28 protein-coding genes are annotated in these 25,542 nt (G+C 60.7%); 13 read left to right on the top strand and 15 right to left on the bottom strand.

From position 1 onward, the window contains the following. Positions 1 to 100: 100 nt before the first annotated feature. The 6 genes from pal to ybgC all read right to left on the bottom strand — a co-directional run bounded on the left by pal (position 101) and on the right by ybgC (position 5,371). The gene (gene pal, locus RGCCGE502_RS26115) at positions 101 to 631 is read right to left on the bottom strand and encodes a peptidoglycan-associated lipoprotein Pal (protein ID WP_040675631.1); all 531 of its coding nucleotides are present in this window, start codon (positions 629 to 631) and stop codon (positions 101 to 103) included. 156 nt (positions 632 to 787) lie between these two features. Continuing rightward, positions 788 to 2,098 (bottom strand): Tol-Pal system beta propeller repeat protein TolB, encoded by a 1,311-nt coding sequence (gene tolB / locus RGCCGE502_RS26110; protein ID WP_016557211.1) that lies wholly within the window; start codon positions 2,096 to 2,098, stop codon positions 788 to 790. A gap of 22 nt (positions 2,099 to 2,120) precedes the next feature. After that, positions 2,121 to 3,251 (bottom strand): cell envelope integrity protein TolA, encoded by a 1,131-nt coding sequence (gene tolA, locus RGCCGE502_RS26105; protein ID WP_016557210.1) that lies wholly within the window; start codon positions 3,249 to 3,251, stop codon positions 2,121 to 2,123. An 8-nt stretch (positions 3,252 to 3,259) separates the two neighbouring features. Next, a complete protein-coding gene (gene tolR / locus RGCCGE502_RS26100; RefSeq protein WP_025660914.1) occupies positions 3,260 to 3,715 on the bottom strand; it encodes a protein TolR in 456 nt (151 codons plus the stop codon). Between the two features lie 29 nt (positions 3,716 to 3,744). Further along, the gene (gene tolQ, locus RGCCGE502_RS26095; protein ID WP_016557208.1) at positions 3,745 to 4,464 is read right to left on the bottom strand and encodes a protein TolQ; all 720 of its coding nucleotides are present in this window, start codon (positions 4,462 to 4,464) and stop codon (positions 3,745 to 3,747) included. Positions 4,465 to 4,906: 442 nt separating this feature from the next. Continuing rightward, positions 4,907 to 5,371 (bottom strand): tol-pal system-associated acyl-CoA thioesterase, encoded by a 465-nt coding sequence (gene ybgC, locus RGCCGE502_RS26090; RefSeq protein WP_016557207.1) that lies wholly within the window; start codon positions 5,369 to 5,371, stop codon positions 4,907 to 4,909. A 119-nt stretch (positions 5,372 to 5,490) separates the two neighbouring features. On the opposite strand from ybgC, the gene RGCCGE502_RS26085 reads away from it, so the two are divergent. The 7 genes from RGCCGE502_RS26085 to RGCCGE502_RS26055 all read left to right on the top strand — a co-directional run bounded on the left by RGCCGE502_RS26085 (position 5,491) and on the right by RGCCGE502_RS26055 (position 11,674). Continuing rightward, positions 5,491 to 6,711 carry an NAD-dependent epimerase/dehydratase family protein gene (locus RGCCGE502_RS26085; RefSeq protein WP_016557206.1) on the top strand — a complete coding sequence of 407 codons (1,221 nt, stop codon included), beginning with the start codon at positions 5,491 to 5,493 and terminating at the stop codon, positions 6,709 to 6,711. Beyond that, entirely contained in the window at positions 6,708 to 7,529 is an 822-nt protein-coding gene (locus tag RGCCGE502_RS26080; protein WP_016557205.1) for a glycosyltransferase, read from the top strand. Before RGCCGE502_RS26085 ends, RGCCGE502_RS26080 begins: the two co-directional genes overlap by 4 nt. Beyond that, positions 7,526 to 8,410: an NAD-dependent epimerase/dehydratase family protein gene (locus RGCCGE502_RS26075; RefSeq protein ID WP_016557204.1), complete on the top strand. Its 885-nt coding sequence runs from the start codon at positions 7,526 to 7,528 to the stop codon at positions 8,408 to 8,410. Before RGCCGE502_RS26080 ends, RGCCGE502_RS26075 begins: the two co-directional genes overlap by 4 nt. 65 nt (positions 8,411 to 8,475) lie before the next feature. Then, on the top strand, positions 8,476 to 9,207 hold the full coding sequence (locus tag RGCCGE502_RS26070) for a hypothetical protein (protein ID WP_016557203.1): 732 nt from the start codon (positions 8,476 to 8,478) through the stop codon (positions 9,205 to 9,207). Positions 9,208 to 9,303: 96 nt separating this feature from the next. Continuing rightward, the gene (locus RGCCGE502_RS26065) at positions 9,304 to 9,891 is read left to right on the top strand and encodes a 5-formyltetrahydrofolate cyclo-ligase (protein WP_016557202.1); all 588 of its coding nucleotides are present in this window, start codon (positions 9,304 to 9,306) and stop codon (positions 9,889 to 9,891) included. A 2-nt stretch (positions 9,892 to 9,893) separates the two neighbouring features. Then, the gene (locus RGCCGE502_RS26060) at positions 9,894 to 10,718 is read left to right on the top strand and encodes a TIGR00282 family metallophosphoesterase (RefSeq protein WP_016557201.1); all 825 of its coding nucleotides are present in this window, start codon (positions 9,894 to 9,896) and stop codon (positions 10,716 to 10,718) included. A gap of 119 nt (positions 10,719 to 10,837) precedes the next feature. Next, positions 10,838 to 11,674 (top strand): MBL fold metallo-hydrolase, encoded by an 837-nt coding sequence (locus RGCCGE502_RS26055; RefSeq protein WP_016557200.1) that lies wholly within the window; start codon positions 10,838 to 10,840, stop codon positions 11,672 to 11,674. A gap of 29 nt (positions 11,675 to 11,703) precedes the next feature. On the opposite strand, the gene RGCCGE502_RS26050 is transcribed toward RGCCGE502_RS26055, so the two are convergent. Then, positions 11,704 to 12,207 carry a pyridoxamine 5'-phosphate oxidase family protein gene (locus RGCCGE502_RS26050; RefSeq protein ID WP_016557199.1) on the bottom strand — a complete coding sequence of 168 codons (504 nt, stop codon included), beginning with the start codon at positions 12,205 to 12,207 and terminating at the stop codon, positions 11,704 to 11,706. 152 nt (positions 12,208 to 12,359) lie between these two features. Between RGCCGE502_RS26050 and RGCCGE502_RS26045 the strand changes: the two genes are divergently transcribed. The 3 genes from RGCCGE502_RS26045 to RGCCGE502_RS26035 all read left to right on the top strand — a co-directional run bounded on the left by RGCCGE502_RS26045 (position 12,360) and on the right by RGCCGE502_RS26035 (position 14,332). Further along, positions 12,360 to 13,106, top strand: a complete 747-nt coding sequence (locus RGCCGE502_RS26045) for a YebC/PmpR family DNA-binding transcriptional regulator (protein WP_016557198.1) — start codon at positions 12,360 to 12,362, stop codon at positions 13,104 to 13,106. Positions 13,107 to 13,327: 221 nt separating this feature from the next. Further along, positions 13,328 to 13,816: an invasion associated locus B family protein gene (locus RGCCGE502_RS26040; RefSeq protein WP_016557197.1), complete on the top strand. Its 489-nt coding sequence runs from the start codon at positions 13,328 to 13,330 to the stop codon at positions 13,814 to 13,816. A gap of 3 nt (positions 13,817 to 13,819) precedes the next feature. Further along, the gene (locus RGCCGE502_RS26035; protein ID WP_016557196.1) at positions 13,820 to 14,332 is read left to right on the top strand and encodes an SH3 domain-containing protein; all 513 of its coding nucleotides are present in this window, start codon (positions 13,820 to 13,822) and stop codon (positions 14,330 to 14,332) included. 79 nt (positions 14,333 to 14,411) lie between these two features. Here the strand turns inward: RGCCGE502_RS26035 and RGCCGE502_RS26030 are convergent, their stop codons facing one another. The 8 genes from RGCCGE502_RS26030 to RGCCGE502_RS25995 all read right to left on the bottom strand — a co-directional run bounded on the left by RGCCGE502_RS26030 (position 14,412) and on the right by RGCCGE502_RS25995 (position 22,987). Beyond that, entirely contained in the window at positions 14,412 to 14,747 is a 336-nt protein-coding gene (locus tag RGCCGE502_RS26030) for a cytochrome C oxidase subunit IV family protein (protein ID WP_016557195.1), read from the bottom strand. Positions 14,748 to 14,755: 8 nt separating this feature from the next. Further along, the gene (locus RGCCGE502_RS26025; RefSeq protein ID WP_016557194.1) at positions 14,756 to 15,484 is read right to left on the bottom strand and encodes a heme-copper oxidase subunit III family protein; all 729 of its coding nucleotides are present in this window, start codon (positions 15,482 to 15,484) and stop codon (positions 14,756 to 14,758) included. Between the two features lie 10 nt (positions 15,485 to 15,494). After that, positions 15,495 to 16,205: a cytochrome c oxidase subunit 3 gene (locus tag RGCCGE502_RS26020; protein ID WP_016557193.1), complete on the bottom strand. Its 711-nt coding sequence runs from the start codon at positions 16,203 to 16,205 to the stop codon at positions 15,495 to 15,497. Beyond that, entirely contained in the window at positions 16,202 to 17,977 is a 1,776-nt protein-coding gene (ctaD, locus tag RGCCGE502_RS26015; protein WP_016557192.1) for a cytochrome c oxidase subunit I, read from the bottom strand. Before ctaD ends, RGCCGE502_RS26020 begins: the two co-directional genes overlap by 4 nt. 55 nt (positions 17,978 to 18,032) lie before the next feature. Then, positions 18,033 to 18,842, bottom strand: coding sequence for a cytochrome c oxidase subunit II (locus RGCCGE502_RS26010; RefSeq protein WP_016557191.1), 810 nt, complete (start codon positions 18,840 to 18,842; stop codon positions 18,033 to 18,035). Between the two features lie 143 nt (positions 18,843 to 18,985). Further along, positions 18,986 to 19,372, bottom strand: a complete 387-nt coding sequence (locus RGCCGE502_RS26005) for a c-type cytochrome (protein ID WP_016557190.1) — start codon at positions 19,370 to 19,372, stop codon at positions 18,986 to 18,988. A gap of 183 nt (positions 19,373 to 19,555) precedes the next feature. Further along, a complete protein-coding gene (locus RGCCGE502_RS26000) occupies positions 19,556 to 20,557 on the bottom strand; it encodes an LLM class flavin-dependent oxidoreductase (protein WP_016557189.1) in 1,002 nt (333 codons plus the stop codon). Positions 20,558 to 20,677: 120 nt separating this feature from the next. Further along, a complete protein-coding gene (locus RGCCGE502_RS25995) occupies positions 20,678 to 22,987 on the bottom strand; it encodes a methyl-accepting chemotaxis protein (RefSeq protein WP_016557188.1) in 2,310 nt (769 codons plus the stop codon). A 240-nt stretch (positions 22,988 to 23,227) separates the two neighbouring features. Between RGCCGE502_RS25995 and ruvC the strand changes: the two genes are divergently transcribed. The 3 genes from ruvC to ruvB all read left to right on the top strand — a co-directional run bounded on the left by ruvC (position 23,228) and on the right by ruvB (position 25,512). After that, on the top strand, positions 23,228 to 23,740 hold the full coding sequence (gene ruvC, locus RGCCGE502_RS25990) for a crossover junction endodeoxyribonuclease RuvC (protein ID WP_016557187.1): 513 nt from the start codon (positions 23,228 to 23,230) through the stop codon (positions 23,738 to 23,740). Between the two features lie 34 nt (positions 23,741 to 23,774). After that, positions 23,775 to 24,392 (top strand): Holliday junction branch migration protein RuvA, encoded by a 618-nt coding sequence (gene ruvA / locus RGCCGE502_RS25985; RefSeq protein ID WP_016557186.1) that lies wholly within the window; start codon positions 23,775 to 23,777, stop codon positions 24,390 to 24,392. Positions 24,393 to 24,471: 79 nt separating this feature from the next. Continuing rightward, complete coding sequence (gene ruvB / locus RGCCGE502_RS25980; protein ID WP_007527359.1) at positions 24,472 to 25,512, top strand: Holliday junction branch migration DNA helicase RuvB; 1,041 nt, start codon at positions 24,472 to 24,474, stop codon at positions 25,510 to 25,512. Positions 25,513 to 25,542: the final 30 nt, after the last annotated feature.

The following is a 25,542-nucleotide window of genomic DNA, read 5'->3' as shown; positions in this document are numbered from 1 at the left end:
ATTGCTTTCAAAAAGCAACGGAAACTGGCCAAAGTGTGTTCAAAAAGAAAAGGCGGCCCGCAATGGAGCCGCCTTTCGAAATTGTAATATTTCCCGGCAATTACATGCCGGCACCACCCAGAACGGTGACCGCGCGGCGGTTCTGCGACCAGCAGGAAATATCGTCGCAGACGGCGACCGGGCGTTCCTTGCCGTAGGAGATGGTCTTCATGCGCTGAGCCGGAACACCGCGCGAAGCAAGGTAATCCTTGGTGGCGGCTGCACGGCGAGCACCGAGGGCAAGGTTGTATTCGCGCGTGCCGCGTTCGTCGGCGTGACCTTCGACGGTGATGGCATACTTCGGATAGCGAGCGAGCCACTGAGCCTGACGGTCAAGCGTCTGGGCGGCGTCGGCGCGGATCGAGGTGGAGTCGGTGTCGAAGAAGATGCGGTCGCCGACGTTGACGGTGAAGTCCTGGGCCGAACCCGGCGTTGCGGCGCCGGCGCCAAGGCCGAGGTCACCGGCGCTGTTGGCCATGTTCTTCTTGTTGGCGCAACCGGCCAGAGCAAGACCGGCGACAAGCGCGATCATGACGGGGTTGCGGGCGAAATTCTGCATGCGGCTCATTGCCGGGGTGTGAATTCGGCTCATGGCCGGTCTCCTTGCGACTTGATTAAGGTTGCCGGACTGTAACCGTATTGGGTTAATCGGCATTCAAGAATTATGGTTAACAGATGGTTGATTTGTCCCTCAGTCGCCCCAATCAGGGATTTTTGCGGCGACAAAAAGGCACGTCCACAGGCTTTTCTACTCGAGAAGCGGCGACCAGGCCGGGTCGGAAGCGTAGGTCGGGGTCTTGATAAGTTGCTCATTGTAGCCCGTCAGATCGATCGAGTAGAGCTGCGGACCACCCGCACCGGCGGCCTGGCGGAAGAACATGATGACGCGGCCATTCGGTGCCCAGGTCGGGCCCTCGTTGTGGAAGCCCGTCGTCAGGATTCGCTCGCCCGAACCGTCCGGCTTCATCACGCCGATCGAGAACTTGCCGCCCGACTGCTTGGTGAAGGCGATCAGATCGCCGCGCGGAGACCAGACAGGCGTGGAGTAGTTGCCGTCGCCGAAGGAGATGCGCGTCTGGCCGGAGCCGTCGGCATTCATGACGTAGATCTGCTGCTTGCCGCCGCGGTCGCTTTCGAACACGATCCGCCCACCGTCCGGCGAATAGGACGGCGAGGTATCGATGGCGGCCGTCGAGGTCAGGCGCGTCGTCGTGCGCGACCGCAGGTCCATCGTGTAGATGTTGGCGTTGCCTTCCTGTTGAAGGCTCATCACGACCTTCTGGCCATCAGGCGAGAAGCGCGGGGAGAAGGTCATACCCGGGAAGTTGCCGACAACTTCGCGCTGTCCCGTTTCAAGCTGCAGCAGGTAAACCCGCGGCTGCTGGTTGGCGAAGGACATGTAGGTGACTTCCTGCCGGTTCGGCGAGAAGCGCGGCGTCAGAACCAGGTCGCTGCCGTTCGTCAGCATGCGGACGTTGAAGCCGTCCTGGTCCATGATGGCGAGCTGGCGCTTGCGCTCCTGCTTGGTCCCAGACTCCGAAACGAACACGACGCGCGTATCGAAGTAGCCTTCCTCGCCGGTGATCTGCTTGTAGATCGCGTCGGCGATGATGTGAGCAACGCGGCGCCAGTTCTCCGGCTGCGTGTAGAATTGCTGCCCGGTCATCTGCGTGCCGGCAAACGTATCCCAGAGACGGAACTCGGCGCGCAGACGTCCGTCGCTTTCCTGCGTCACCCGACCGGTCACGAGTGCCTGCGCATTAATGACCTTCCAGTCCTCGAAGCGCGGGGCGGCATCCGGGTTGGAGATCTTCTCGATGAAGGCGTTCTTGTCGATCGGCTTGAAAAGGCCGGAGCGCTGAAGGTCGGCGGCAATCACCTGTGAAACCTGGGCACCCATGTCGCCCTGCAGGAAGTCGGTGATCGCGATCGGCAGCGGCTCGACGTTACCTTTGTTAATGTTGATTTCGACAAGCGCGTTGGCCGGCGTGGCGACAACCGCAGTGGTTATCATGCCGACGGCGACCATCAAGGCGCGAATGAGGGAACACTTGGTCATGGAGGACAAGCCTTTCAGCATTTTAAAGTGCTAGATCACTGGGATCGAAGTTGACGATAACTTCGCCCCAGGCGTCATATTTGTCTTTCGGGAGACTGGTGAAGGGCGACGACTTCATGACGGCACGCTTGGCACCGCTTGCCAACGCCATGCGCGTCGCCTCGTTGGTGCCGCCAACTGCTTCGACCTCGGGCGAGCCGATGATGTTACCGTCAGGGTCCAGCTTCATGTGGACCTTGATGCGAACGTCGCTAGCACCTTCCATCCCCGGGATAACCGACCAGTTGCCGGCGATCGCGCTACGCAGCGCATCCATCTCGCTCATCGAGAGCTTGGAGCCACCGGTGGCTTTCTTGGCACCGAGCGAAGCAACCTCGGTCGAACTCTTGGCTCCGCCATTCGACGGGTCCTGCTTGTTCAGCAGCGCCGCGATATCGTCGGCGTTGAAGTCGCTCTGCTTGGAGGAGGCGGACTTCGCTTTCTCCTGCTTCTTGTCGGCCTTCTTCTTGTCCGTCGGCTTTTCGTCCGCCTTCGCCTGATCCTCGGTCTTTTTCTCCGGGGGCTTTTCGGCCGGCTTCTGTTCCGGCGGCTTGGCTTGCGGCTTCACGACCGGAGTCGGAACCTTGTCCGGCAGCGCCTCGGCGTCCGGCTTCGGTGGCTCCGGCTGTTCCTGTGGCGTTTCCTCAGGCTTTGGCGGCGTCGGCGGGGTGATTTCGGGCTTTGGCGGGGTGATGGACGCGACCTGCTTCGGCTCGACGTCCGTCTCCTCCTTCATGATCTCCTTCACCTCGTTGGGGACGGGATCATTCTGAGGAAGAGGCTTTTCGACGGCCTTGGGGGCAGCAGCGCTCTCGTTATTGCTGGGCTTGGCGTTCGGGACCGGCGGCGTCTTGAGGTCGACCTTGTTCTCGCCCATGTTCTCGGCGTTTTCGACATTGGTCGGCTTGGCCGTCGGCTTCGGCGCCGGCTTTTCGCTGGGCTTGGCCGTCTTGTCGCCCTGCTGCATCTGCGTCATTTCTTCTACGGGCACGAGGTCGACGGGCATCGCCTCGAAATCCTCGACCTTGAACTGCTCCGGGGAGCCGATCGAGATCAGCGCCCAGGCAAGCAGTGCACAGTGCAGAGCCGCAGATGTGACGATACTGGCCTTCATAGCGTTCGCTATTGGTCCTTCTTCTGCTGCGTCACGAGGCCGATGTTCTTGTAGCCGGCACCCTGGATGCGGGCCATGACGTCGGCGATCACGCCATAGGGCGCGGTCGCGTCGCCGCGAACGAAGATGCGTTCATTGTAGCCGGTCGTTGCGATCGCCTCGAGCTTCGCGGCAATCTCTTCGACCGGGATCGGTGTTTCCTGCAGGAACACCTGGCCGTCGTTCTTGACCGAGATCGTGATCGGCTGCGTTTCGGAATTCAGCGCCTTGGCCTGTGTCTCCGGCAAGTCGACCGGGACGCCGACCGTCATCATCGGTGCTGCCACCATGAAGATGATCAAAAGCACGAGCATGACGTCGACGAGCGGCGTCACGTTGATTTCGGAGATCGCGCCACCTCTGTGGCCACCACGACGACGGCCACCGCGGCCACCGCCGCTACCGCCACCGCTTGGAGCACCCATACCCATATCGTTGACTCCGTTCCCGTCGATTACTGCGCGGCCTGGCGCGGCTGCAGTTTCTCGTCGATCTGGCGCGAAAGGATGGCGGAGAATTCATCCGCGAAGCCTTCCATACGGCCCGAAAGCTTGCCGGCGTCGGCAGTGAACTTGTTGTAGGCGATAACGGCCGGAATAGCGGCAACGAGGCCGATTGCGGTTGCAAGCAGCGCTTCGGCGATACCGGGAGCAACGACCGCGAGGTTCGTCGACTTCGAGCCGGCGATCGCCTGGAACGAGGTCATGATACCGACGACCGTACCGAAGAGGCCGATGAACGGACCGGCAGAACCAATCGTCGCGAGCGAGCCGAGACGGGCTGAGAGGAATTCGGATTCACGCGCCAGCGTAACGTCCATGGCGCGGTCGATACGCATCTGCAGACCGATCGGGGAGCGCGCACCGCGCTCGAACGACTTCTTCCATTCGCGCATGGCCGCAACGAAGATCGCGGCAAGGCCGGTATTGTTGCGTTCCGACAGCGTCCGATAAAGCTCTTCCAGCGACTGGCCCGACCAGAATACCTGCTCGAACTTCTCGAACTGGCGCCGTGCGCGACCATACGCCAGATACTTGTCGATGACGATCGCCCAGGTCCAGACCGAGGCTGCGATGAGCCCGAGCATGACCAGCTTGACGACGAGACCTGCCTGCATAAACAGCGACCAGAGGCTGACGTCGGCCGTTGCTGCTGCCAATCCTACTTGTTCCATTGATCCAAAATCCCCGAATCCAAACGCCCGGCACTTGACCGGGCGGCACAAAGTGATCTCGCAAGAAGTGTCTGGCGGCCGCCGCCCAAAGCCCTGGTCAAGCTTCCAAGCTCTTATCCGCCTTCCTTGCCGTCAAATTTGGTCAAAGGAAGGCGTGCACCGCACAAACTCTGACAATCCGAGTAAGACACTATTATGGTTAACAGTTCGTTAGCGCCGGATCATGACAGCGAAACTATCGGCGAAAGATTTATCCCTTGGATTACTTGGTCAGATCTAGGTCGATGACCACAACAGCGCTTATCTTCCAGCGCGCAAATTCCTTCACACAAAACTCATGTTTATGCAAGACCGGAAATCCCGCGTCTTTTCAGCGTTCGCGATCGACCCAGGCGAATCACCGCGCACAAGCCGCGTCGATCGCATTGCGCGCGGCAAGGGCTCAAGGCCCGCGGAGCGGCTTGCTGCCTTCGAGAAATTTCTCGGCGAGTGTCTCCGGCAGTCGTCGCGGCCTGGCATTGGCGTTGATAACGGCGATGATTACCTTGGCGGCGATCAGCAGCGTTTCACCGCGCCGAATCTCCTGATTGAGGACCATCTTGGCGCCGCCGGCTTTTTCGGTGTGGGTCAGCACGGTCAGGATGTCGTCCATCCGCGCCGGCTGCTTGAAGTCGATCTCCATGCGGTGAACGACGAAGACAAGCCCCTCCTCGTCCGCATTGATGAGTTCGCGCTGCTCGACGCCGAGACAACGGAGGTAGTCGGTGCGGCCACGCTCGAGGAAGTGAAGATAACGCGCATGGTAGACGAGGCCGGAAAAATCGGTGTCCTCGTAGTAGACCCGCTGCAGGAGCCGGTGACCCGTTTCCGTGAGTTCACCCGAAATCGAAAACCCGTTGTCCGCCATAATTTTCTCCAAAGTCACGCGCCCTCTTTGGCGGAAGACTTTCCGCCTTGCAAGCATTGAACAATTGTCACGCTTCCTAAGTAATTTTTGACAGAGACATTCAAGCAGGAGACGATGCGATGAAGATTGCAGTGATGGGCGGAGACGGATTCATCGGTTGGCCGACATCATTGCATCTCTCCGACACGGGACACGATGTTCATATTCTCGACAACCTCTCGCGGCGCTGGATCGACACTGAACTCGGGGTTCAGTCGCTGACCCCAATGGACTCGATCCAGGAGCGGACGCGCATCTGGCACGCGGAAACCGGCCGGCGCATTCATTTCAACCTGATCGACCTCGCCAAGGACTACGAGCTGCTGAAGAAGTGGCTAGCCGAGAACCGGCCGGATGCCATCATTCATTTCGCCGAACAGCGCGCGGCGCCCTACTCCATGAAGAGCGACCGCCACAAGAACTACACCGTCAACAACAACGTCAACGCCACCCATAACCTCCTGAATGCGCTCGTAGAACTTCAACTCGACGCGCATCTGATCCACCTCGGCACGATGGGCGTCTACGGCTATTCAACGGTCGGCGCAGCGATCCCCGAGGGCTATCTGCCGGTTGGCATCCAGACGGCGAATGGCGAGACCGTCAGCCAGGAAATCCTCTACCCGTCCAATCCCGGCTCGATCTATCACATGACCAAGTGCCTGGATCAGCTGCTATTCCACTTCTACGCCAAGAACGACGGCCTGCGCATCACCGACCTGCACCAGGGCATTGTCTGGGGCACCCACACCGAGCAGACGTGTCGGCATCCGCAGCTGATCAATCGCTTCGACTATGACGGCGATTATGGCACAGTGCTGAACCGCTTCCTGATCCAGGCGGCGATCGGCTATCCCCTGACCGTCCACGGCACCGGCGGCCAGACCCGTGCCTTCATCCACATCCAGGATTCGGTCCGCTGTATCGAGCTTGCCTTGAACAACCCGCCTGCCCGAGGCGCCCGTGTCGAGATCTTCAACCAGATGACCGAAACGCATCGGGTGCGCGATCTAGCGGAAATGATCGCCAAGCTGAGCGGCGCCGAGATCGCCTGGCTGCCGAACCCGCGCAAGGAAGCGCCGGAAAACGAACTCATCGTCAAGAACGAGAAATTCCGCAGTCTCGGTCTCGATCCGATCACCCTCCAGGCAGGTCTTCTGAGCGAAATCGTCGACGTCGCCAAGAAATTTGCCTATCGCGTCGATCGGTCGCGCGTCCCGGCAGTCTCTGCCTGGACGAAAGACATTGCGGCCACGATCAACCGTGATCCGGAAGGCAAGAGGCTGAAGTCCGTTTCATGAGTGAGCCTCGGCACGCCTATGTCACGCTCGTCACCAACGACGACTACGCCATGGGCGCCAAGGCGCTTGCGGCATCCTTGCGCCGAACCGCCACTCCAGCGGACATCGTCATCCTCCATACGGCAGGCGCCGACCAAGCCAACCTTGGCCCACTCCTGCAGCTCGACTGCCGTCTCGTGCCGGTCGAACATCTGCCGCTGTCAGCCGCGTTCAATGAGCGTCATGCTCGATCCAATCTGCATACCGCGGCCCCCTTCACAAAGGGACGCAAGCCGGCGTTTCACTCGCCGCTCGACAATTTCTGCAAGCTGCGCCTATGGCAACTGACCGAATATGCCAGCTGCGTCTTCATCGACGCCGACGCGCTCGTGCTGCGAAACATCGACAAGCTCTTCCGCTACCCCGAGTTTTCCGCCGCCCCGAATGTCTATGAGTCCCTTGCGGACTTTCACCGGCTGAACTCCGGAGTCTTCGTCGCGCAACCGTCCGAAGAGACATTCCAGCGCATGCTGGAACGGCTGGATCAGCCGGGGGTGTTCTGGAAGCGGACGGACCAGACCTTCCTGCAGGAGTTTTTCCCGGATTGGCACGGCTTGCCCGTCTATTTCAACATGCTCCAGTACGTGTGGTTCACCATGCCCCGGCTTTGGGACTGGCAGAGTATTTCCGTCCTGCATTACCAGTATGAGAAGCCGTGGGAGACGAATCATCCGAAGGCCGATAAACTGCGGCCGCTGATCGACCTTTGGCATGCGTTCTATGCCGGCGATGACCTGCCGGATCCATCGACAATGACCAACCCTGACGAGGCGGCATGAAGGTATTGGTATCGGGGGGAACAGGTCGCGTCGGACGTTATATCGTCGAAGAACTGCTCGCCGCCGGCTATACCGTGATCATCGGCGGCCGCCACGCTCCCCTGCCCCGCTTCTTTTCAAGACCGGTCGAATTCGCCCCGCTTTCGCTCGATCCGACGCACGATCATATCGAAGCCTTTGACGACGCCTATTTCTTCGTGCACGCCGCCTTCCACCACCTGCCCGGCAAATACCGCGGCGGCGAGGGCGATGATCCGGAGACCTTCAAGCGCCTTAACCTTGACGGCAGCGTCCGGCTTTTCGAAGCGGCCAAACGCGCCGGCACACGCCGCTGCATCTTCATTTCGAGCCGCGCCGCCTATGGCGAGCACGCACCGGGAACCACGCTGATGGAAGGCATGCCCGAGAAACCCGAGACCCTCTACGGCCACGTCAAGCTCGACGCCGAACGCAGCCTCGCGCATCTCGCGGCGCCCGGCTTCGCAACGGCCAGCCTGCGCTTGACCGGCGTCTACGGCGACCTTCGGCCGAACAAATGGGACAAGCTGATTGAAGATTACCTCGCCGGCCGCCATCTGCCATCACGTGCCGGCACCGAGGTTCACGGAAGAGACGTCGGCGGGGCCGTACGGCTGATGCTGGAAGCGGACGCCAATCGTATCTGCGGTGAGACCTTCAACGTCTCCGATGTCACCCTCGATACCTGGGACATCCTGGAACACATTCGCTGGGAGCGCGATTGCCTGAACAGGCTGCCGCTTCCTGCCGACAAGTCACAGCTGACGCCGATGGACACTGCGAAAATCCGCGCCCTCGGTTGGTCACCGGGCGGCATGCCGCTGTTCAATGAAACGATCCATACGCTCGCCACCCGTACATAGGTGGCACAGGCCCACGCAAGCCTGAAGTTGCAGACTACACCGGATAGTGCAATCCGGAGGATAGTATGCAAGTCGGTTCCGCATCAGCGCTCAACATCCTGCGCACCACTTACTCCGCCGACAATCTCAATACGTCGACCGACAGCACCAGCGCGCGCCTGAAGATCTTGCAGAATGCGGCAAAGGCACAGGAAAGCCTGCGTGAGAGCATGGCGACATCGGCCGAAGCGGCCAAAGCCCGTGCGGCACGCAAGCTTGAGGAAGCCAAGCAGCAGCTCGAAATGCTAAAGAGCGGCGGCTACCCGCCAGAAGTCGTCGCCCGGCTTGCAGCCGAACTTGCCCACAAGATCAGCGCCGCTGCGGCGGAATTTGCCTCGGCTGTTGCGGCCAGTGCAACAAACATTGCTTCCGCAGCCAATGCCTCTGCGGCAACGGCCGATACCGGAGCGGCGTCGGCAGATGCCGCAACCAATACATCAGCCACAGACGCGGCGGCGGCGTCGGACAGCTCCGACGCGAGCGCTGCCCAAGCGGACGAGCCCGACGGCGCAACTGCGGCGCGCAACGCCTACCAGAGCGTCGTCGAAGACGGACAACAAGCATCCGCAGGCATCTCCACCGAAGATCGCAAGACGATGGAAGAGTTCAAGGCCATCCTGCAGGAGGTTCGGCAGCTCATGGACAAGGCGATACGCGACTTGCGCGCAGGAACCGGCCAGCAGGCATCAGGCGTCAACGCCTACTCGTTTGAGGCACAGGCCGACGCCTCAGCCATACCGGCCAGCATCACGATTTGATCCGATTGGCTAAGGCGGGCGGTCAAAGGTCGTATTGTCCCGTTGAAATGATCGGCAAGAGCTTTATCGTCTGCTGAAAACAACGTGATGGACGGCATGACCCCGAAAGAACTGAAAGCCGAAATGCGTGCCGGCCGCCTCGCATTGCGCGACGCGATCCCGGAAGACATTCGAATCGAGATGAGCCTGGCCATGGCCGAGCATGCCGGCGAGGCCGTCGCGTTCGATCCCGGCACTGTTGTCTCCGGCTTCCTGCCGATCCGGTCGGAGGCCGACATCCGACCGCTTCTGGCGCGCTTCCAGGCGCGTGGTGCACGGCTTTGCGTGCCCGCCATCCTCGACAAACAGACGATTGTATTTCGCGAGTTGGTGCGCGGCGTGCCATTGGTCAACACCGGCTTCGGCACCTCGGGGCCGCCGGCGGACGCCGCCGTGCTCGATCCAGAAATCATGCTGGTCCCCCTCTCCGCCTTCGACAATCGCGGCCACCGCATCGGCTACGGCGCCGGCTATTACGACCGCGCCATCGAGCGTTTGCGGCAAAAAGGCCAGCATCCCAAGCTGATCGGCATTGCATTCGACTGCCAGGAAGTGGCACATGTGCCCGACGAGCCGCACGATGTCAGCCTGGACGCCCTCCTGACGGAAAGCGGGCTTCGCTTTTTTGCCTCTTGGATTGGATAGCAATGCGACTGCTTTTTCTGGGTGACATGGTGGGTAAGACCGGACGCACCGCCGTCTGGAACCGCCTCCCCGGCCTCATTTCCGACTTGAAGCTCGATTTCGTCGTCGTCAACGGCGAGAACGCCGCCGGCGGCTTCGGCATCACCGAGGATATCTTCCTCGAGACGATCAATGCCGGCGCCGATGTCGTGACGACGGGCAACCACGTCTGGGACCAGAAGGAAGCCGTTGCCTTTGCCGGGCGTCACGACCAGTTCCTGCGGCCCGCGAACTACCCGCAGGGCACGCCGGGTCGCGGCTCGGGGCTGTTCTATGCCCGCAACGGCGCACGCGTGCTTGTCGCAAATGTCATGGGCCGCGTCTTCATGCATCCCGAACTCGACGATCCCTTCAAATCCGCCGAAGCGATCCTTGATGCCTGCCCGCTCAAGGAACAGGCCGATGCGATCATTTTCGACTTCCATGCTGAAGCGACCAGCGAGAAGCAGTGCTTCGGCCATTTCGTCGACGGCCGCGCCAGCTTCGTCGTCGGTACGCACACCCATGTCCCGACGGCCGATCACCAGATCCTGAATGGCGGCACCGCCTACATGTCGGATGCCGGCATGTGCGGCGACTACGATTCCTCGCTCGGCATGGACAAGGAAGAGCCGCTGAACCGGTTCATCTCCAAGATGCCGAAGGGTCGCATGGAGGCCGCGACTGGCCCCGCCACCATCTGCGGCGTCGGAGTGGAGATTTCGGACGCAACCGGGCTCGCTGAAAAGATCGCTCCGCTGCGGCTCGGTCCGCGTCTCGCTGAGACCATCCCGGAGTTCTGGCGCTAGCATAGGCAGCCGCCTGCCATGACGCAAAAGTGAGCAGCGGTCCCGGCATTTCAACTGGACCGCTGCGGCGCCTTGCCGCATCCTCCGAGCGCACCCGTGAGAGCGCTGGAGGAAGTGGCATGAAGCCGCGTTTTCTTGTCTTCGCAATTGCCTGCGTGATGGTCTTGGTTGCCGTGGAAGTGGCCGCCGCTCAGGAGGAACGGCGAAACGTCAGCCAGTGCCAGGCTATTGCCCAATCGATCCCGCAAGCAACCTTCGCGAGTTTCACAGGCCCGGCCCCAGTCATCGACGCCGGCGCCACCAACCAATCGGTTACGCTGACCTACATCGGGCACTCCACCTTCCTCATTGAAACGCCGGGCGGTGTGACGATCGCGACCGATTACAGCGGCTGGTACTCGCCGACGCAGGCGCCGATGGTCGTCACCATGAACCGCGCCCATTCCTCGCACTATACTCTGGTCACCGACCCGGCCATCAAGTATGTGCTGCATGGATGGAGCGACGTGCCGGGCGAAAAAGCCAAGATCAACCTGGTCGTCGGCGACACCTACATTCGCAATGTCACCACCGATATCAGGGGCGGTTTCGGCGCGCCGCAGCAGGATGGGAACTCAATCTTCATCTTCGAGGTTGCCGGCCTCTGCATCGGCCATCTTGGCCATCTGCACTACGAACTGACGGAAACCCACTACACGGAAATCGGCCGACTGGATGTCGTGATGGTGCCAGTGGATGGTGGCCTGACAATGGGCTCCGACAGCATGAGCCGCGTCATCAAGCGTCTGCGCGCCTCGCTGATCCTGCCGATGCATCAACCGAGGCCCCTGCAAAGCTTCCTGTCGATGTTCGGGCCCGATTTCGACATCAGCTACGCACCGACGAACACGATCTCCGTGTCGCTGCTCACCTTGCCGAAAAAGCCGCTGATCTACGTCGCGAAGGGCATGCAGTAAAGGACCCGGGCTGCGCCGGGTCTGTTCTTTCAAGCAAACTGCAAGTGCTGCCTGATGCCGACATCGGGCATCTTGTCGTCGTCGAGATTGGCCTTGGCGATTTCCCAACCGAACTTCAGCTTGCTGCCCGTCGACACCCAGATCTCCGCGTCGTCGACATGCATTGCGAGCATCGTGAGCTTCGGATCCTTCTTGCCGTCATCATACCAGGCGGCGACAACGGAGTTCCAATACTCGTCGATCTTTGACGGGTCGAGCCGCACCTCGATCTTGCCGGCGAGGCAGGCATGGTAATCATGATCCTTTCCGACCACGCAGAAATGCGCCCGCGTGCCTGGCTTGATGGCACGTACGATGGCCGCATCCGACTTCGTGTAGAACCAGATCGTATTCGTCTTCGGATCCGCGTTCGGCGCCATCGGCTGCATGTGCATGTCAGCCCCGTCCACGCCGAGCATGCCGGCATGAATGTCGTTCACCTGGTCCCAGAGCTGGCGTGCCGGGTGTTCCCGCGCCTCGTTGAAACTAGCCATAGCACTTCCTTCCGTTTCGAGGGTCCGTGCTTTGAAACGTCAACTTCCGAGCTTTGTTCCGCCTTTCGGGCGGAGCCGTTTTCCCTTGAATACGGCCCATTTCGCTCTTATAAGGCGCCCATTCCTAACAATATGACGTGAACAGGGGTGCCATGGCTGGCCATTCACAGTTTAAAAACATCATGCATCGCAAGGGCCGTCAGGACGCCGTGCGGTCAAAAATGTTCTCCAAGCTCGCGCGCGAAATCACGGTAGCCGCCAAGGCCGGTCTGCCTGATCCTTCGATGAACGCCCGCCTGCGCCTTGCGATCCAGAACGCCAAGGCGCAGTCCATGCCTAAGGACAACATCGACCGCGCCATCAAGAAGGCTGCGGGCGCCGACGGCGAGAACTACGATGAAGTCCGCTACGAGGGTTACGGCCCGGGCGGCACGGCGATCATCGTCGAGGCCCTGACCGATAACCGCAACCGCACCGCCTCCAACGTCCGCTCGATCTTTACGAAGGCCGGCGGCGCTCTTGGAGAAACAGGCTCTGTTTCCTTCTCCTTCGACCACGTCGGTGAAATCACCTACAAGCTTGAGGCAGGCGATGCCGACAAGATGATGGAAGCCGCCATCGAAGCCGGTGCCGACGACGTCGAGACCGACGAGGAAGGCCACTACATCACCTGCGGCTTCGAAGCCCTCAGCGAAGTTGCCAAGGCGCTCGAAACCTCGCTCGGTGAAGCCGAAACCGTCAAGGCTGTCTGGCGCGCCCAGAACAACGTGCCGGTCGATGAGGAACGGGCCCAGTCGCTGCTGAAGCTGATCGACAGCCTCGAAGACGACGACGACGTTCAGAACGTCTACTCGAATTTCGAGGTGGATGAAGAGGTTCTGGCCAAGCTTTCGGCCTGATCGATTTCAAGCATTTATTCAAAGCCGGTCCCGGAAACGTGGCCGGCTTTTTTTGTTTTTGGGCTATCCATTCACATCAGACGACCGATCGGTCACACGTTCGTTACCTCCAGCCCGAATTAAGGTCTCGGTAACCCTCTCCGCCTTGAATGCCCCGCATTCGCTCCAGCCGGTCTGTTCCAAGGCCAGCACCTCTCACACTTTCGGCGGGGAAAATGCCCATGAAAAGAATAGCTCTCGTACTCTCCTTCACAGTTGCCGGTGCAATTTCAGCAAACGCGCAGCCGACGATGGTCAAGCAGTTCGAGGACTGGGGCGTCTATTCCTACAGCAAGGGCGGGGAGACCGTGTGTTATTTGCTGACAGGCCCGACAACCAAACAGCCGGCAAGCGTCGATCATGGCAGCAATTTCTTCGTGATCGGCCGGGCGCCGAGTGCCGGGTATGAGCCGCAGGCCATCATGGGCTACGAACTGAAGCCGGGCTCGCGAGTCAAGGTCGCAATCGGCGACAAGACGTTCACGATGTTCACCAGGGGCAAATCCGCTTGGGTGCTTGAAGCGTCCCGCGAACCTGACGTCATCAGCGCCATGCGCTCCGGCAGCGACATGACTGTCGAAGCCGTCTCCCAACGCGGCACGGCGACGACCTACACCTACTCCTTGAATGGGGTGACCGCGGCCCTGAAGCGCGTGGCATCCTGCAACTAAGCGATGGCACGCCGTCCATATCGTGCCGCACGCCGGCTCGGCGTGCTGTCCGCCGGCTGTTTGCTCGGCATCATGCTGTCCAGCCAAACGACTGCAGCCAATCCAGCCCCGCAGCAGTCGATCCAGTCCAACGGCTCCCCAGGGCGCGAAACGGGGCTTCGCGTGCCCCGTTTCGTTTCTGTGAAATCGAAGGAAGCCCGCATGCGCGTCGGGCCCTCGCTCGACTACGCAACCCAATGGATCTACCAGGCACCGGGACTGCCGCTGGAAATCATCGCAGAATACGACAACTGGCGTCAGGTGCGGGATTGCGATGGCATCTCCGGTTGGATGCACCGCGCGCTGCTCTCCAGCCACCGCACTGCGCTGATCGGCCCGTGGATCACCTCACCGGTGCCGATCCGCGCCGCGCCACGCGCCTCCGCCCAACGCCCTTGCGAAGCTGGCGGCCCGTGTCCGCGTCGCTGTTCGCTCTTGCGACGGCACATGGTGCAACGTCGAGGTGACCGGCCATGAGGTTGGTGGCTTCGTTCGCCAGTCCACCCTGTGGGGCGTCTATCCGAACGAGAAGATCACGTAAGCCGCGCTGGTCCACCTAGGAACCGGCGCCGCCGAGGAAGGTCAGCCGGGTGAAGATCGTATAGTGCGACTCCGATGCCATCATCGCCACGAAGACCAGGACGAGTAGCGGTGGCAGCAGGATCGCATAGACCAGCGCCAGCCGCTCCCACGCCATGTGCATGAAGATGGCAACGATCAGGCCGGCCTTCAGCATCATGAAAATGATGATGAGCGTCCAGCGCGGATAGCCCTGGATGCCGAGATAATCGACCAGATAGGAGAAGGTGCTGAGGACGAACAGCAATCCCCAGACGACGAGGTAAAGCCTGATCGGATGCTGTTGGCCGGAATGGGCTTGTGCCTGTGCCATGATGCGCCTCACCACAGATAGAAGAACGCGAAGATGAAGACCCAGACGAGGTCGACGAAGTGCCAGTAGAGGCCCATGATCTCGACGACCTCATAATTGCCCTTGCGGCTTGTGAAGAAGCCGCGACGGCCCGTATCGAAGTCTCCGCGCCATACCTTGCGCGCGGTGATCAATAGGAAGATCACGCCAAACGTCACGTGCGTACCGTGAAACCCGGTGATCATGAAGAAGGATGATCCGAACTGTGCCGCACCCCACGGGTTTTCCCAGGGACGCACGCCTTCGGTGATGAGCTTCGTCCACTCGAACGCCTGCATTCCCACGAAAGAGGCGCCGAGCACCGCCGTCAGAAGCATCAGTGCTGCCGTCTTCCCGCGCTCGCGGCGATAACCGAAATTGACGGCCATGGCCATCGTGCCGCTGCTGCTGATCAGGATGAAGGTCATGATGGCGATCAGGATCAGCGGGACCTGCTGCCCGCCGATTTCAAGTGCAAAGACCTCGCTCGGATTGGGCCATGGGATCGGTGTCGACATCCGAGCCGTCATGTAGGCAAGCAGGAAACAGCCGAAGATGAAGGTGTCGCTGAGGAGGAAGATCCACATCATGGCCTTGCCCCAGGACACGTTCTTGAACGCTCGCTGATCCGAGGCAAAATCCGCAGCCACACCACGCAGACCGCCGGTATGGCTGCCATGGGCAACGGGTTCTGTTTCAACTCGGGTGAGTTCGGCCATTGGCTACCCCTTAAGAAACGAGTTGACGGCAGAGATCGACAAAGTCGTTTGCCCAGCCGGTGAAAAGCGCAAAGAGAAGCAGCCACACGACGAGCATGAAGTGCCAGTAGGTGGCGCAGAGCTCGATGCCGAGGCGCAGTCTTGCGGGTGCCATGCTGGTGCCCGCGAGCAGTCTCACCCGTGTCCGCGCAAGCACCGCCAGCCCGCCGAGAATGTGGAGACCGTGCAGCCCGGTCAGCATGTAGAAGAAGCTGTTTGCAGGGTTATCGGCCAACACATAACCCGCCGCAACAAGCTGCAGCCAGGCGACGATCTGCCCCGCGAGAAACAGGACTGCGGTCGCCAATGCGGCATCGAGGCCCAGCCGTACACCGTCATCCGCGCCTCGCCGCGCTTGAACCACGGTCCACTGCAGGGCCGCACAGCTGGCGATCAGCACCGCGGTATTCGCCCAAAGAAGCCGCGGAATGGGGACCGCCCACCAATCGGCGCCGCTCATCCGGGCGAGATAGGCGCTGGCCAGCAAGGAGAAGAGAGCCCCGACAACCGCAAGAAAAATACCGAGGCCGATCTTGGCAGTCGGGATCGGCTGCTTGGCCGGTTGGTGGATATCGTCGAGCGTGCCGATCTCCAGCCACGGCTTCGACATCAACCGCTGTCCGGACATCCACCAGATGACGATGGCGGCGACGCCTGCGAGGAAGATCAGAACGACGCTCATGCTGGCGCCCTCGACAGACCGGCCGGCGGCGGCTGGTTCTGCGGTATGAAGTCTTCGGCAGCACCGGGGACGCTATAATCGTATGCCCAGCGGTAGACGACCGGAAGCTCCTTGCCCCAATTGCCGTGTGCCGGCGGCGTCTCGGGTGTCTGCCATTCCAATGACGTCGCCCGCCACGGGTTGCCGCCGGCCTCTCGACCATGGAACAGGCTCCAGACGACATTGAACAAAAAGACGAGTTGAGCCGCACCGACAATCAGCGCTGCGACGGAAATGAACATGTTCAAATCATGCACGGACGGCGGAATGAATACCGTGTCGCCGAGCTCGAAGTAGCGGCGCGGCACACCGACAAGGCCCACGTAATGCATGGGAAAGAAGATCGCATAGGCGCCGATGAAGGTGACCCAGAAGTGAATCCGTCCGAGAACCTCGTCGAGCATCCGCCCGGTAATCTTCGGATACCAGTGATAGATGGCGCCGAAGACCACCATAATCGGTGCAACGCCCATCACCATGTGGAAATGCGCGACGACGAACATCGTGTCGGACAGCGGCACATCAACCACGACATTGCCGAGGAAAAGCCCGGTCAACCCGCCGTTGACGAACGTCACGATGAAGCCGATGGCAAACAGCATCGGCAAAGTCAGGTGGATATCCCCCCGCCAAAGTGTCAAGACCCAGTTGTAGACCTTGATCGCGGTCGGCACGGCTATGATGAGCGTTGTCGTGGCGAAGAAGAACCCGAAATTCGGGTTCATGCCGCTGACATACATGTGGTGCGCCCAGACGATGAAGCTCAGCGCCCCGATGATCACGATCGCCCAGACCATCATGCGGTAGCCGAAGATATTCTTGCGCGCATGCGTGCTGATCAGGTCGGAGACGATGCCGAAGGCCGGAAGCGCAACGATATAGACCTCCGGATGCCCGAAGAACCAGAAGAGGTGCTGGAACAGGATCGGGCTTCCGCCATCCGACTTCAGCTGTTCGCCCATCTCGACAATCGCAGGCATGAAGAAGCTGGTGCCGAGCAGCCGGTCGAACAGCATCATGACGGCGGCGACGAACAATGCCGGGAACGCCAGCAGCGCCATGACGGTGGCGGTGAAGATGCCCCATACGGTCAACGGCATTCGCATCAATGTCATGCCGCGCGCCCTTCCCTGCAGCACGGTGACGACATAGTTCAGCCCGCCCATCGTGAAGCCGATGATGAAGATGATCAGGGAGGAGAGCATCAGGATGATACCCCAGTCGCGCCCGCCCGGCGTACCGGATGTCAACGCCTGCGGCGGATAGAGCGTCCAGCCGGCACCCGTCGGCCCGCCGGGCGCAAAGAAGCCGGCGACAAGCACGATCACGGCGAGCAGGTAGAGCCAGTAGCTCAGCATGTTCGCATAGGGGAACACCATGTCGCGAGCGCCGACCATCAGGGGAATGAGATAGTTGCCGAAGCCGCCGAGGAAGAGCGCGGTCAGCAGATAGATTACCATGATCATCCCGTGCATGGTGATGAACTGATAGTAGTGATCGGCGTCGATGAAGGAGAAATAACCCGGAAAGCCGAGCTGCAGGCGGATCAGCCAAGACAGCACCAACGCCACGAACCCGATCGCGAACGCCGTCATGGAATACTGGATGGCAATGACCTTGGCGTCCTGGCTGAAGACGTATTTCGTCCACCAGCTCTTCGGATGGTAAAGTTCGACATCCGCCACTTCGGCGGGCGGAATAACGTCGCCGGCACTGGTTGGAATATCAACCATCGCATGCCTTCCTTCCTCCTCCCATTGCGACCGCTCCCCCGGTCGCAACGCCGGCCTAGTTGGCCGGTTCAACCGCTGCCATCAGCTGCGAGAACGTCTGCTGCTGCGCGAGCCACGCCTGATAGGCGTCCGCCTCGTCGACGACGACAGTCCCTCGCATCTGCGGATGTCCAACACCGCAAAGCTCCGCGCAGAGCACTTCGAATGTGCCCGTGCGCGTCGGCGTGAACCAGAAATAGGTGACCGAGCCGGGGATCATGTCCATTTTCGCCCGGAACTCGGGAACATAGAAATCGTGCAAGACGTCAACCGAGCGCAGGTGCACGCGGACCGGTTTTCCGATGGGCAAATGCAGTTCGCCACCTGAAATGATGATGTCGTCGAGGCCAGCCGGATCGCTTCTGATCACGCCGAGCGGATTGTCTGCGGTCACCGCTCGGTTGTCGGCCCTGCCGAGCTTGCCATCCACTCCGGGCAACCGGAAATTCCACAGCCACTGCTGCCCGACGACTTCGATTTCGCCAGCATCCGCGGGGACAGTCACGAACTGGTGCCATACGAAGAGACCAGGTGCCAACATCGCACCCACCCCGAGAGCAGTGCTGCCGGCAAGCCACCATTCCAGACGCTTGTTTTCTGGTTCATAGGCCGCCCGGTTCCCCGGCCGATGGCGAAAACGAAAGATGCAATAGGCCATGAACGAGATCACCGCGACGAAGACGACGCCGGTGATCCAGAACGTGATGATGATGGTATGGTCGATATAGCTCCAGTTCGAGGCAATCGGAGTCCACCACCACGGGCTGAGCAGATGGAATGCCACCGACCCGATGACGATCAGAACGAGAACAAGCACGACAACCATGCGTTCCTCCCAAACCACCGTCTAGGCGGAAATTACCCGCAATCCGTCGGCAGTTGCGTTAGGACTATCTCATAAACAAAGCATCACGGCAATGGCGCGAGCGAGCCTCCCAAATCAGTCGGCCCGGTCGCAATCGGCTGATTTCATTTCGAGAATTGTTTGAGGTAGGCGATCAGGTTGGTGATCTCGCCATCATCCTTTAGGCCGACGAACACCATCTTCGTTCCCTTTACCTTCAACTTGGGGTCGTGAAGATAATCGCGCAGCGTCGCGTCATCCCAGACCAATCCGGCTGTACCCGCAGCCTTCATTGCCGACGAATAGGCAAAGTTCGGATGGGTTCCGGCGGTGCGACCGAACACGTGGTTCAGCGACGGCCCGACCTTGTTCTTGTCGCTGTCGGCAATGTGACAGACCGCGCATTTTTTGAATACCGTTTCCCCGGCCGCCGCATCACCCTCTTGGGCGATTGCAGCCGAGGTGGAAAGACAGAGCACTGAAATCAAAGCAGCAAGACCGCGGTAACGCATAGCAATCCTCATCCTCCAAAGGTTGCTCGAAACCGGCCGCGCCATTTTTGGCGCGCCGTCCAATCGCACCTGCATCGCCGCAACTCTGCAAACGATAGTGCAATCAGACGAAGCTATGGTGCGACTGCGTTAAGTCAATTCGCACAAATGGCTGTGTTGCCTGACCCAGCCGCGCACGCGACATTACGCCGCAGCGCTAAGGAAGTTTCCAAGCCCGGCAAAAAGCTCCACCGAGGTCAATCTCGCTTCTATATCGTGAATAGGCATCGAGATGATGACTTCGTCGGCCTGTGTCTCCGCCAGGAACCCGGTGAGCTTCGCCTCTGCCGTTTTCTGGGAACCGACGACCGCGTAACGCAGCGTATGTTCCACCGTCAGCTTCTCCATCGGCGACCAGAAGCTCTCCATGTCCTTGACTGGGCGTGGGAACTGGCCGCGCACATTTCGGCGCAGATTGACGAACTGCTGCTGGGCAGAGGTGAAATGATACTGCGCCTCCTCGTCAGTCGCGGCGACGGAACCCATGACTCCGACCATGACATACGGCTTGTCGAGCACCGCGGATGGCGTGAAGCGGCTGCGATAGATGTCGATGGCATCAAGCAGGGAATCCGGCGCGAAGTGGGAAGCGAAGGCATAGGGTAGCCCAAGCATTGCCGCGAGCTGTGCGCTGTAGAGGCTGGACCCCAGCAGCCAGATCGGCACATTGGTATTCATGCCGGGAACAGCGAGGATCGCCTGGTTCTCGATCGGCGCTCCGAGCAACTGCTGCAATTCAACGACGTCATTCGGGAAGCTCTGCGCCCCGGCGTCCAAATTGCGCCGCAGCGCCTGGGCAGTCCGCATGTCGGTGCCGGGCGCGCGTCCAAGGCCGAGATCGACCCGCCCTGGAAAAAGAGCCTCCAGCGTTCCGAACTGCTCGGCAATCACGAGCGGTGAGTGATTCGGCAGCATAATGCCGCCCGAGCCGATACGGATGCGCTTCGTCGCCGCGCCGACGTGGCCGATGACGACCGCAGTCGCCGCGCTGGCGATCCCCGGCATGCCGTGATGCTCCGCAAGCCAGAAGCGGTTGTACCCGAACTCTTCGGCCTTCTGCGCCATGCGCGCCGAACTCTCGAACGACTGGCGGACCGTCCCGCCGTCTGGGACCGGAGAGAGATCGAGAATGGAAAAGGGAACCATGACCAAGCCTGTCGCTAGTTGAAAGGACAGGTCTATGTAGGTGTGCTCTTCTTCCGCTCCAAACGAAGCGGGAAAGAAAAAGGGCCGGTCACCCGGCCCCTTGTTTCGCCACCGCTCGGTTCAGGCCCGACGTCTCAGCACGTGCACCTCAGCGCTCGGATGTTCATGCGCCAATGTGAAATTCGCCAATTGCCGATCCATTTCGACCGCTTCCGTTGCAAGTCGGTGGATAGCCGCGGTGGTTTCCTCGACCATTGCCGCATTCTGCTGCGTCATCGCGTCCAGCTCGGACACCGCCGCGTTGATCTGGCGCAGGGTGTCCGCCTCTTCACGGGTCGTTTCCATGATCTCGCTGATCTGGCCGTTGATCGCCTCGACGTGGCTGCCGATCCCGGTCAACGCGTCGCCGGCACGCTCGACGAGCGATACGCCGAGCTCAACCTCATGCGTGGATTTTTGCAGCAGGCTGCCGATTTCCTTTGCGGCACTCGACGAACGCTGCGCCAGTTCGCGCACTTCCATGGCGACGACAGCGAAACCCTTGCCGGATTCCCCTGCGCGCGCCGCTTCGACGCCGGCGTTGAGCGCCAGCAGGTTCGTCTGGAAGGCGATCGAGTCGATCACGGCGATGATAGAGTTGATCTGGCGCGACGATGCCTGGATCGCTTCCATTGCAGCGATCGTCTCCTGCATGATCTGGCTGGAGCCCGTCGTTTCGCGCTTGGCGTCGCGGGCAATACGTTCGGCCTGCTCGGCGCGCTCGATCTGAACCCGGACCGACTGGGTGATCGCATCGATCGCGTTTGCAGTCTCCGTGATCGAAGCGGCCTGCCGCTCGGTACGACCGGCAAGCTCGTCGGCGCCGGTGCGCATTTCCTCCGAGCCCGCACGCACCGCCATGGAGTTGCCGCCGATCGCCGTCATTGTTTCGCTGAGCGCTGCCAGCGCCTCGTTGAAATTGACGCGCAGGCCCTCGAGCTCGCTCGGGAAACGGGTCTCGATCTGATAGGCAAGATCGCCACTGGCGAGATGATGCAGACCTTCGTCGATTGCCTGGACGACTTCCTGCAGTGTCCGCGCTTCCGCCTCGCGCTCGGCCATATGTTGTTGGCGATCACGCTCGGCGCGCGCCCGTGTTTCATTGCTTGCAGCTTCCAGCTCGCGGCTCTCGACGAGCGATTGCTTGAACCGCGCCAGGGCCTTGGCCATCGTGCCGATCTCGTCGCCGCGGCTCTGGCTACCGATCTCAACGTCGAGCTTGCCGTCGGCAACATCACGGGTGACGCCGGCAAGACGGGCAAGTGGCGAGAACAGCAGTTTGGTGATCATCCAGGTCGCCACGGCCATCACGATCAGAACACCAAATGCGATCATCGTCAGCAGGGTCGCGATTTCGAGCGACCCAGCGTTAAGCTCGCTGAGGCGTACACTTTCCACCACGAGGAAGCGGGAACCCTGATAGTCGATGCCGCGGACGTAGGCGCGCGCCGAGCCGTCTGCGCGATCGAAGTCGTCAACCGTCATCCCTTTTACCGAAAGAGCGTCCTTAACGAAGGTGAAGGGCCCCGTATCCAGCATCACGAGCTGGCCGGTACTGTTCACGCCAATAGCGGAGCCGTCTTCCGAGATGATCGCTGCCTGTGCGGTGCTGCCGGCCACGATACCCTTGGCGAGAATGCTGGTAATGATGTCATCGCGTACCTTGAAAAGCATCACGCCCTTCGGGGCACCGAGTTTGACGATCGGCACGGCGTAGAAGATGGCCGACTTGCCGCTTGTTGCATCGACGCGAAGACCTGAAAAGCCGGTCGGCGCGGAATCGTCCTTCGCCTTGGCGGTGTTCTCGATAGCCTTAGCAAAAGCGAGACCGGCACCGGTCGACTTCCACGCATCGGTCTTCAGGTTTTCAGCGAAGTCGTCGTTCTTCTTGTAGGAATAGAGAACGTTGCCATCGAGATCGGCAATCAGCAGGTCGCTGAAGGCGGTGTTCTCGAGGTCGCGGGCCACCTCGCCCTGCGTTGTTTCGTGGTTGGAGAAGTAGAAGCCGCTCGGTGCTTCTGGCTTTATCAGTTTTTCGCGCTGATCTGCCGGATTCGGATTGTTGGTGATGAACACCTTCTTCAATTCGGCGCGAGCATCACCCGACGTCTTCTCGATGGTCTTCCAACCGCTCTTCAGGCTCGTGATCGACATCTGCAGCGCTTCGATGCGCGCAATCGAGTTCGCCTGGTTTTCTAGCTGCTCAAGCTGATCCCGCAGCATGTCGCCGCGGAAGATCAGGACGCTCTCCTTTGCCTTGAGCGCCTGCTCGCCGGAAGTGCGGCTGCTAGCGAAGTAAGCGAGGACGTTGATGACCGCGATCGACAGCGCCGTGAGCAGGATGAATGTAGCAATGACCTTAAAGGACAGGGATTGAAATCTCTGAACCATGAACGACGAACCCTTCCGGAACGGCTCATACAGGCAGAACGGAAACGCCCTGCCGGCTGACCTGTAAACAGAACACGGGAGCCTTGCCTCCTGAAGAAGGGAGCTCCTCTGACATTTTATGGATCAAAAGTCGGCTACGGAGCTTAAATTGCCGTAAACAGCGGGGCTGAAAAACAAGGCATGTTTTTGTTTTGTTCACATATCGATGGCAGTTATTTTGCGAGTGCAATAGGGTGAAGCATGCAAAATACGATTCGCATCATCGGCGTTGATCCGGGCCTGCGCCGCACCGGCTGGGGAATTATCGACACGCTCGGCAATTCCTTGCGCTTCGTCGCCTCCGGTACGGTGACCTCGGACGGCGACATGGACCTGGCCTCACGCCTCTGCCAACTGCATGACGGCCTGGCGGAAGTCGTCCATAGCTACAAGCCGGATGAGGCCGCTGTCGAACAGACCTTCGTCAACAAGGATGCCGTTGCGACCCTGAAGCTAGGCCAGGCGCGCGGCATTGCCATGCTGGTCCCGGCCCGCGCCGGATTGCCGGTCGCTGAATACGCGCCGAACGCGGTCAAGAAGGCGGTCATCGGTGTCGGCCACGGTGAAAAGCAGCAAATCCACATGATGCTGAAAATCCTGATGCCGAAGGTCGAATTCAAAGGCAATGACGCCGCCGACGCCCTGGCGATCGCCATCTGCCATGCGCACAACCGCGGCAGCAACCGCATGCGGCAGGCAGCACTTGCCGGCTAATCTTCACTGACAACCCACCGAACGGACCATTTGCATGATCGGCAAGCTCAAAGGCACCATCGAAGAAATCGGCGACGACTATGTCCTCGTCGATGTCCACGGCGTCTGCTACGTCGCCTTCTGCTCGGCGCGTACCCTGTCTCGTCTCGGCTCGGTGGGCGAAGCCTGTGTGCTCTTCATCGAAACCTATGTTCGCGAAGACCAGTTGAAGCTCTTCGGCTTCATGACCGCGCTCGAGAGGGAATGGTTTACCCTCCTGCAAAGCGTCCAAGGCGTTGGTGCAAAGGTGGCTCTCGCCGTGCTTTCAACACTGCCTCCAAGCGAACTGGCGAACGCCATCGCGCTGCAGGATCGCACGGCGGTCGCCCGCGCTCAGGGTGTCGGACCCAAGGTCGCAGTGCGTATCGTCACCGAACTGAAGAACAAGGCGCCGGCCTTTGCCGGAGAAGCGTCCGGCACGATCGGCCTCAAGCAGGAACTGGGCGAAGGCATCGCAGCTGCTCCGGTCGCCGACGCGGTCTCGGCACTGACGAACCTCGGCTATTCCCGCGACCAGGCGGCCAACGCCGTTGCCGCGGCAATGAAGACCGCCGGGGAAGGCGCCGACAGCGCCAAACTCATCCGCCTCGGGTTGAAGGAACTGGCTCGCTGATCCGATTGCCCGAGCGGGTGCCAAAAGCCGCCGGCTTGGTGTATTGGTCACGAGCGTTTGAAGATTGGGAAATGCCAGCATGAGTGAAGCCGCGCGCCTGATATCGGCCGAAAAACGAGGCGAAGACCTGGATGTGACGCTGCGGCCGCAATCGCTGGACGAGTTCACCGGCCAGGCCGAAGCACGCGCAAACCTGAAGGTGTTCATCGAGGCGGCGAAGAACCGCGGCGAGGCACTCGACCACGTTCTTTTCGTTGGCCCGCCCGGCCTCGGCAAGACCACCCTGGCGCAAATCATGGCGAAGGAACTCGGCGTCAACTTCCGCTCGACCTCCGGCCCGGTTATTGCCAAGGCGGGTGATCTCGCCGCTCTCTTGACCAATCTCGAAGAGCGCGACGTGCTCTTCATCGACGAAATCCACCGGCTCAATCCGGCTGTCGAGGAAATCCTCTATCCTGCGATGGAGGACTTTCAGCTCGACCTCATCATCGGCGAAGGCCCGGCCGCGCGCTCCGTCAAGATCGACCTGTCCAAATTCACCCTCGTGGCCGCAACGACACGCCTTGGCCTTTTGACCACGCCGCTGCGCGACCGTTTCGGCATTCCCGTCCGCCTGAGCTTCTACACCGTAGAGGAACTGGAATTGATCGTTCGCCGCGGCGCTCGCTTGATGAACCTGCCGATGACCGACGAGGGTGCGCGCGAAATCGCCCGGCGTGCCCGCGGCACGCCGCGTATCGCCGGTCGCCTGCTGCGTCGTGTGCGTGACTTCGCCGAAGTGGCGAAGGCCGAAGCCGTCACCCGCGAGATTGCCGATGAGGCGCTGACCCGGCTGCTCGTCGACAACATGGGCCTCGACCAGCTCGACAAGCGTTACCTCAACATGATCGCGGTCAATTTCGGCGGCGGCCCGGTCGGCATCGAAACCATCGCCGCCGGTCTCTCCGAACCGCGCGACGCGATTGAGGACATCATCGAGCCCTATATGATCCAGCAGGGTTTTATTCAGCGTACGCCGCGCGGTCGCGTGCTCACGGCAACGGCTTGGAAGCACCTCGGCATGCAGCCCCCGAAGGATCTCGAGGCCGCGCAGTTCCGCTTGTTCCAGGAAGACGACTGATGCTTGCGGAAGGGGCGTCAAGAAACGGAG

Origin of the sequence: Rhizobium grahamii CCGE 502 (assembly GCF_000298315.2) — a bacterium.
Lineage (GTDB): Bacteria > Pseudomonadota > Alphaproteobacteria > Rhizobiales > Rhizobiaceae > Rhizobium > Rhizobium grahamii.
This window is presented reverse-complemented; position numbering and strand designations above follow the sequence as displayed.

Coding starts and splice junctions, on each gene's coding strand:
- pal (WP_040675631.1), bottom strand. CDS start 631: ATGAGCCGAATTCACACCCCGGCAATGAGCCGCATGCAGAATTTCGCC.
- tolB (WP_016557211.1), bottom strand. CDS start 2,098: ATGACCAAGTGTTCCCTCATTCGCGCCTTGATGGTCGCCGTCGGCATG.
- tolA (WP_016557210.1), bottom strand. CDS start 3,251: ATGAAGGCCAGTATCGTCACATCTGCGGCTCTGCACTGTGCACTGCTT.
- tolR (WP_025660914.1), bottom strand. CDS start 3,715: ATGGGTGCTCCAAGCGGTGGCGGTAGCGGCGGTGGCCGCGGTGGCCGT.
- tolQ (WP_016557208.1), bottom strand. CDS start 4,464: ATGGAACAAGTAGGATTGGCAGCAGCAACGGCCGACGTCAGCCTCTGG.
- ybgC (WP_016557207.1), bottom strand. CDS start 5,371: ATGGCGGACAACGGGTTTTCGATTTCGGGTGAACTCACGGAAACGGGT.
- RGCCGE502_RS26085 (WP_016557206.1), top strand. CDS start 5,491: ATGAAGATTGCAGTGATGGGCGGAGACGGATTCATCGGTTGGCCGACA.
- RGCCGE502_RS26080 (WP_016557205.1), top strand. CDS start 6,708: ATGAGTGAGCCTCGGCACGCCTATGTCACGCTCGTCACCAACGACGAC.
- RGCCGE502_RS26075 (WP_016557204.1), top strand. CDS start 7,526: ATGAAGGTATTGGTATCGGGGGGAACAGGTCGCGTCGGACGTTATATC.
- RGCCGE502_RS26070 (WP_016557203.1), top strand. CDS start 8,476: ATGCAAGTCGGTTCCGCATCAGCGCTCAACATCCTGCGCACCACTTAC.
- RGCCGE502_RS26065 (WP_016557202.1), top strand. CDS start 9,304: ATGACCCCGAAAGAACTGAAAGCCGAAATGCGTGCCGGCCGCCTCGCA.
- RGCCGE502_RS26060 (WP_016557201.1), top strand. CDS start 9,894: ATGCGACTGCTTTTTCTGGGTGACATGGTGGGTAAGACCGGACGCACC.
- RGCCGE502_RS26055 (WP_016557200.1), top strand. CDS start 10,838: ATGAAGCCGCGTTTTCTTGTCTTCGCAATTGCCTGCGTGATGGTCTTG.
- RGCCGE502_RS26050 (WP_016557199.1), bottom strand. CDS start 12,207: ATGGCTAGTTTCAACGAGGCGCGGGAACACCCGGCACGCCAGCTCTGG.
- RGCCGE502_RS26045 (WP_016557198.1), top strand. CDS start 12,360: ATGGCTGGCCATTCACAGTTTAAAAACATCATGCATCGCAAGGGCCGT.
- RGCCGE502_RS26040 (WP_016557197.1), top strand. CDS start 13,328: ATGAAAAGAATAGCTCTCGTACTCTCCTTCACAGTTGCCGGTGCAATT.
- RGCCGE502_RS26035 (WP_016557196.1), top strand. CDS start 13,820: ATGGCACGCCGTCCATATCGTGCCGCACGCCGGCTCGGCGTGCTGTCC.
- RGCCGE502_RS26030 (WP_016557195.1), bottom strand. CDS start 14,747: ATGGCACAGGCACAAGCCCATTCCGGCCAACAGCATCCGATCAGGCTT.
- RGCCGE502_RS26025 (WP_016557194.1), bottom strand. CDS start 15,484: ATGGCCGAACTCACCCGAGTTGAAACAGAACCCGTTGCCCATGGCAGC.
- RGCCGE502_RS26020 (WP_016557193.1), bottom strand. CDS start 16,205: ATGAGCGTCGTTCTGATCTTCCTCGCAGGCGTCGCCGCCATCGTCATC.
- ctaD (WP_016557192.1), bottom strand. CDS start 17,977: ATGGTTGATATTCCAACCAGTGCCGGCGACGTTATTCCGCCCGCCGAA.
- RGCCGE502_RS26010 (WP_016557191.1), bottom strand. CDS start 18,842: ATGGTTGTCGTGCTTGTTCTCGTTCTGATCGTCATCGGGTCGGTGGCA.
- RGCCGE502_RS26005 (WP_016557190.1), bottom strand. CDS start 19,372: ATGCGTTACCGCGGTCTTGCTGCTTTGATTTCAGTGCTCTGTCTTTCC.
- RGCCGE502_RS26000 (WP_016557189.1), bottom strand. CDS start 20,557: ATGGTTCCCTTTTCCATTCTCGATCTCTCTCCGGTCCCAGACGGCGGG.
- RGCCGE502_RS25995 (WP_016557188.1), bottom strand. CDS start 22,987: ATGGTTCAGAGATTTCAATCCCTGTCCTTTAAGGTCATTGCTACATTC.
- ruvC (WP_016557187.1), top strand. CDS start 23,228: ATGCAAAATACGATTCGCATCATCGGCGTTGATCCGGGCCTGCGCCGC.
- ruvA (WP_016557186.1), top strand. CDS start 23,775: ATGATCGGCAAGCTCAAAGGCACCATCGAAGAAATCGGCGACGACTAT.
- ruvB (WP_007527359.1), top strand. CDS start 24,472: ATGAGTGAAGCCGCGCGCCTGATATCGGCCGAAAAACGAGGCGAAGAC.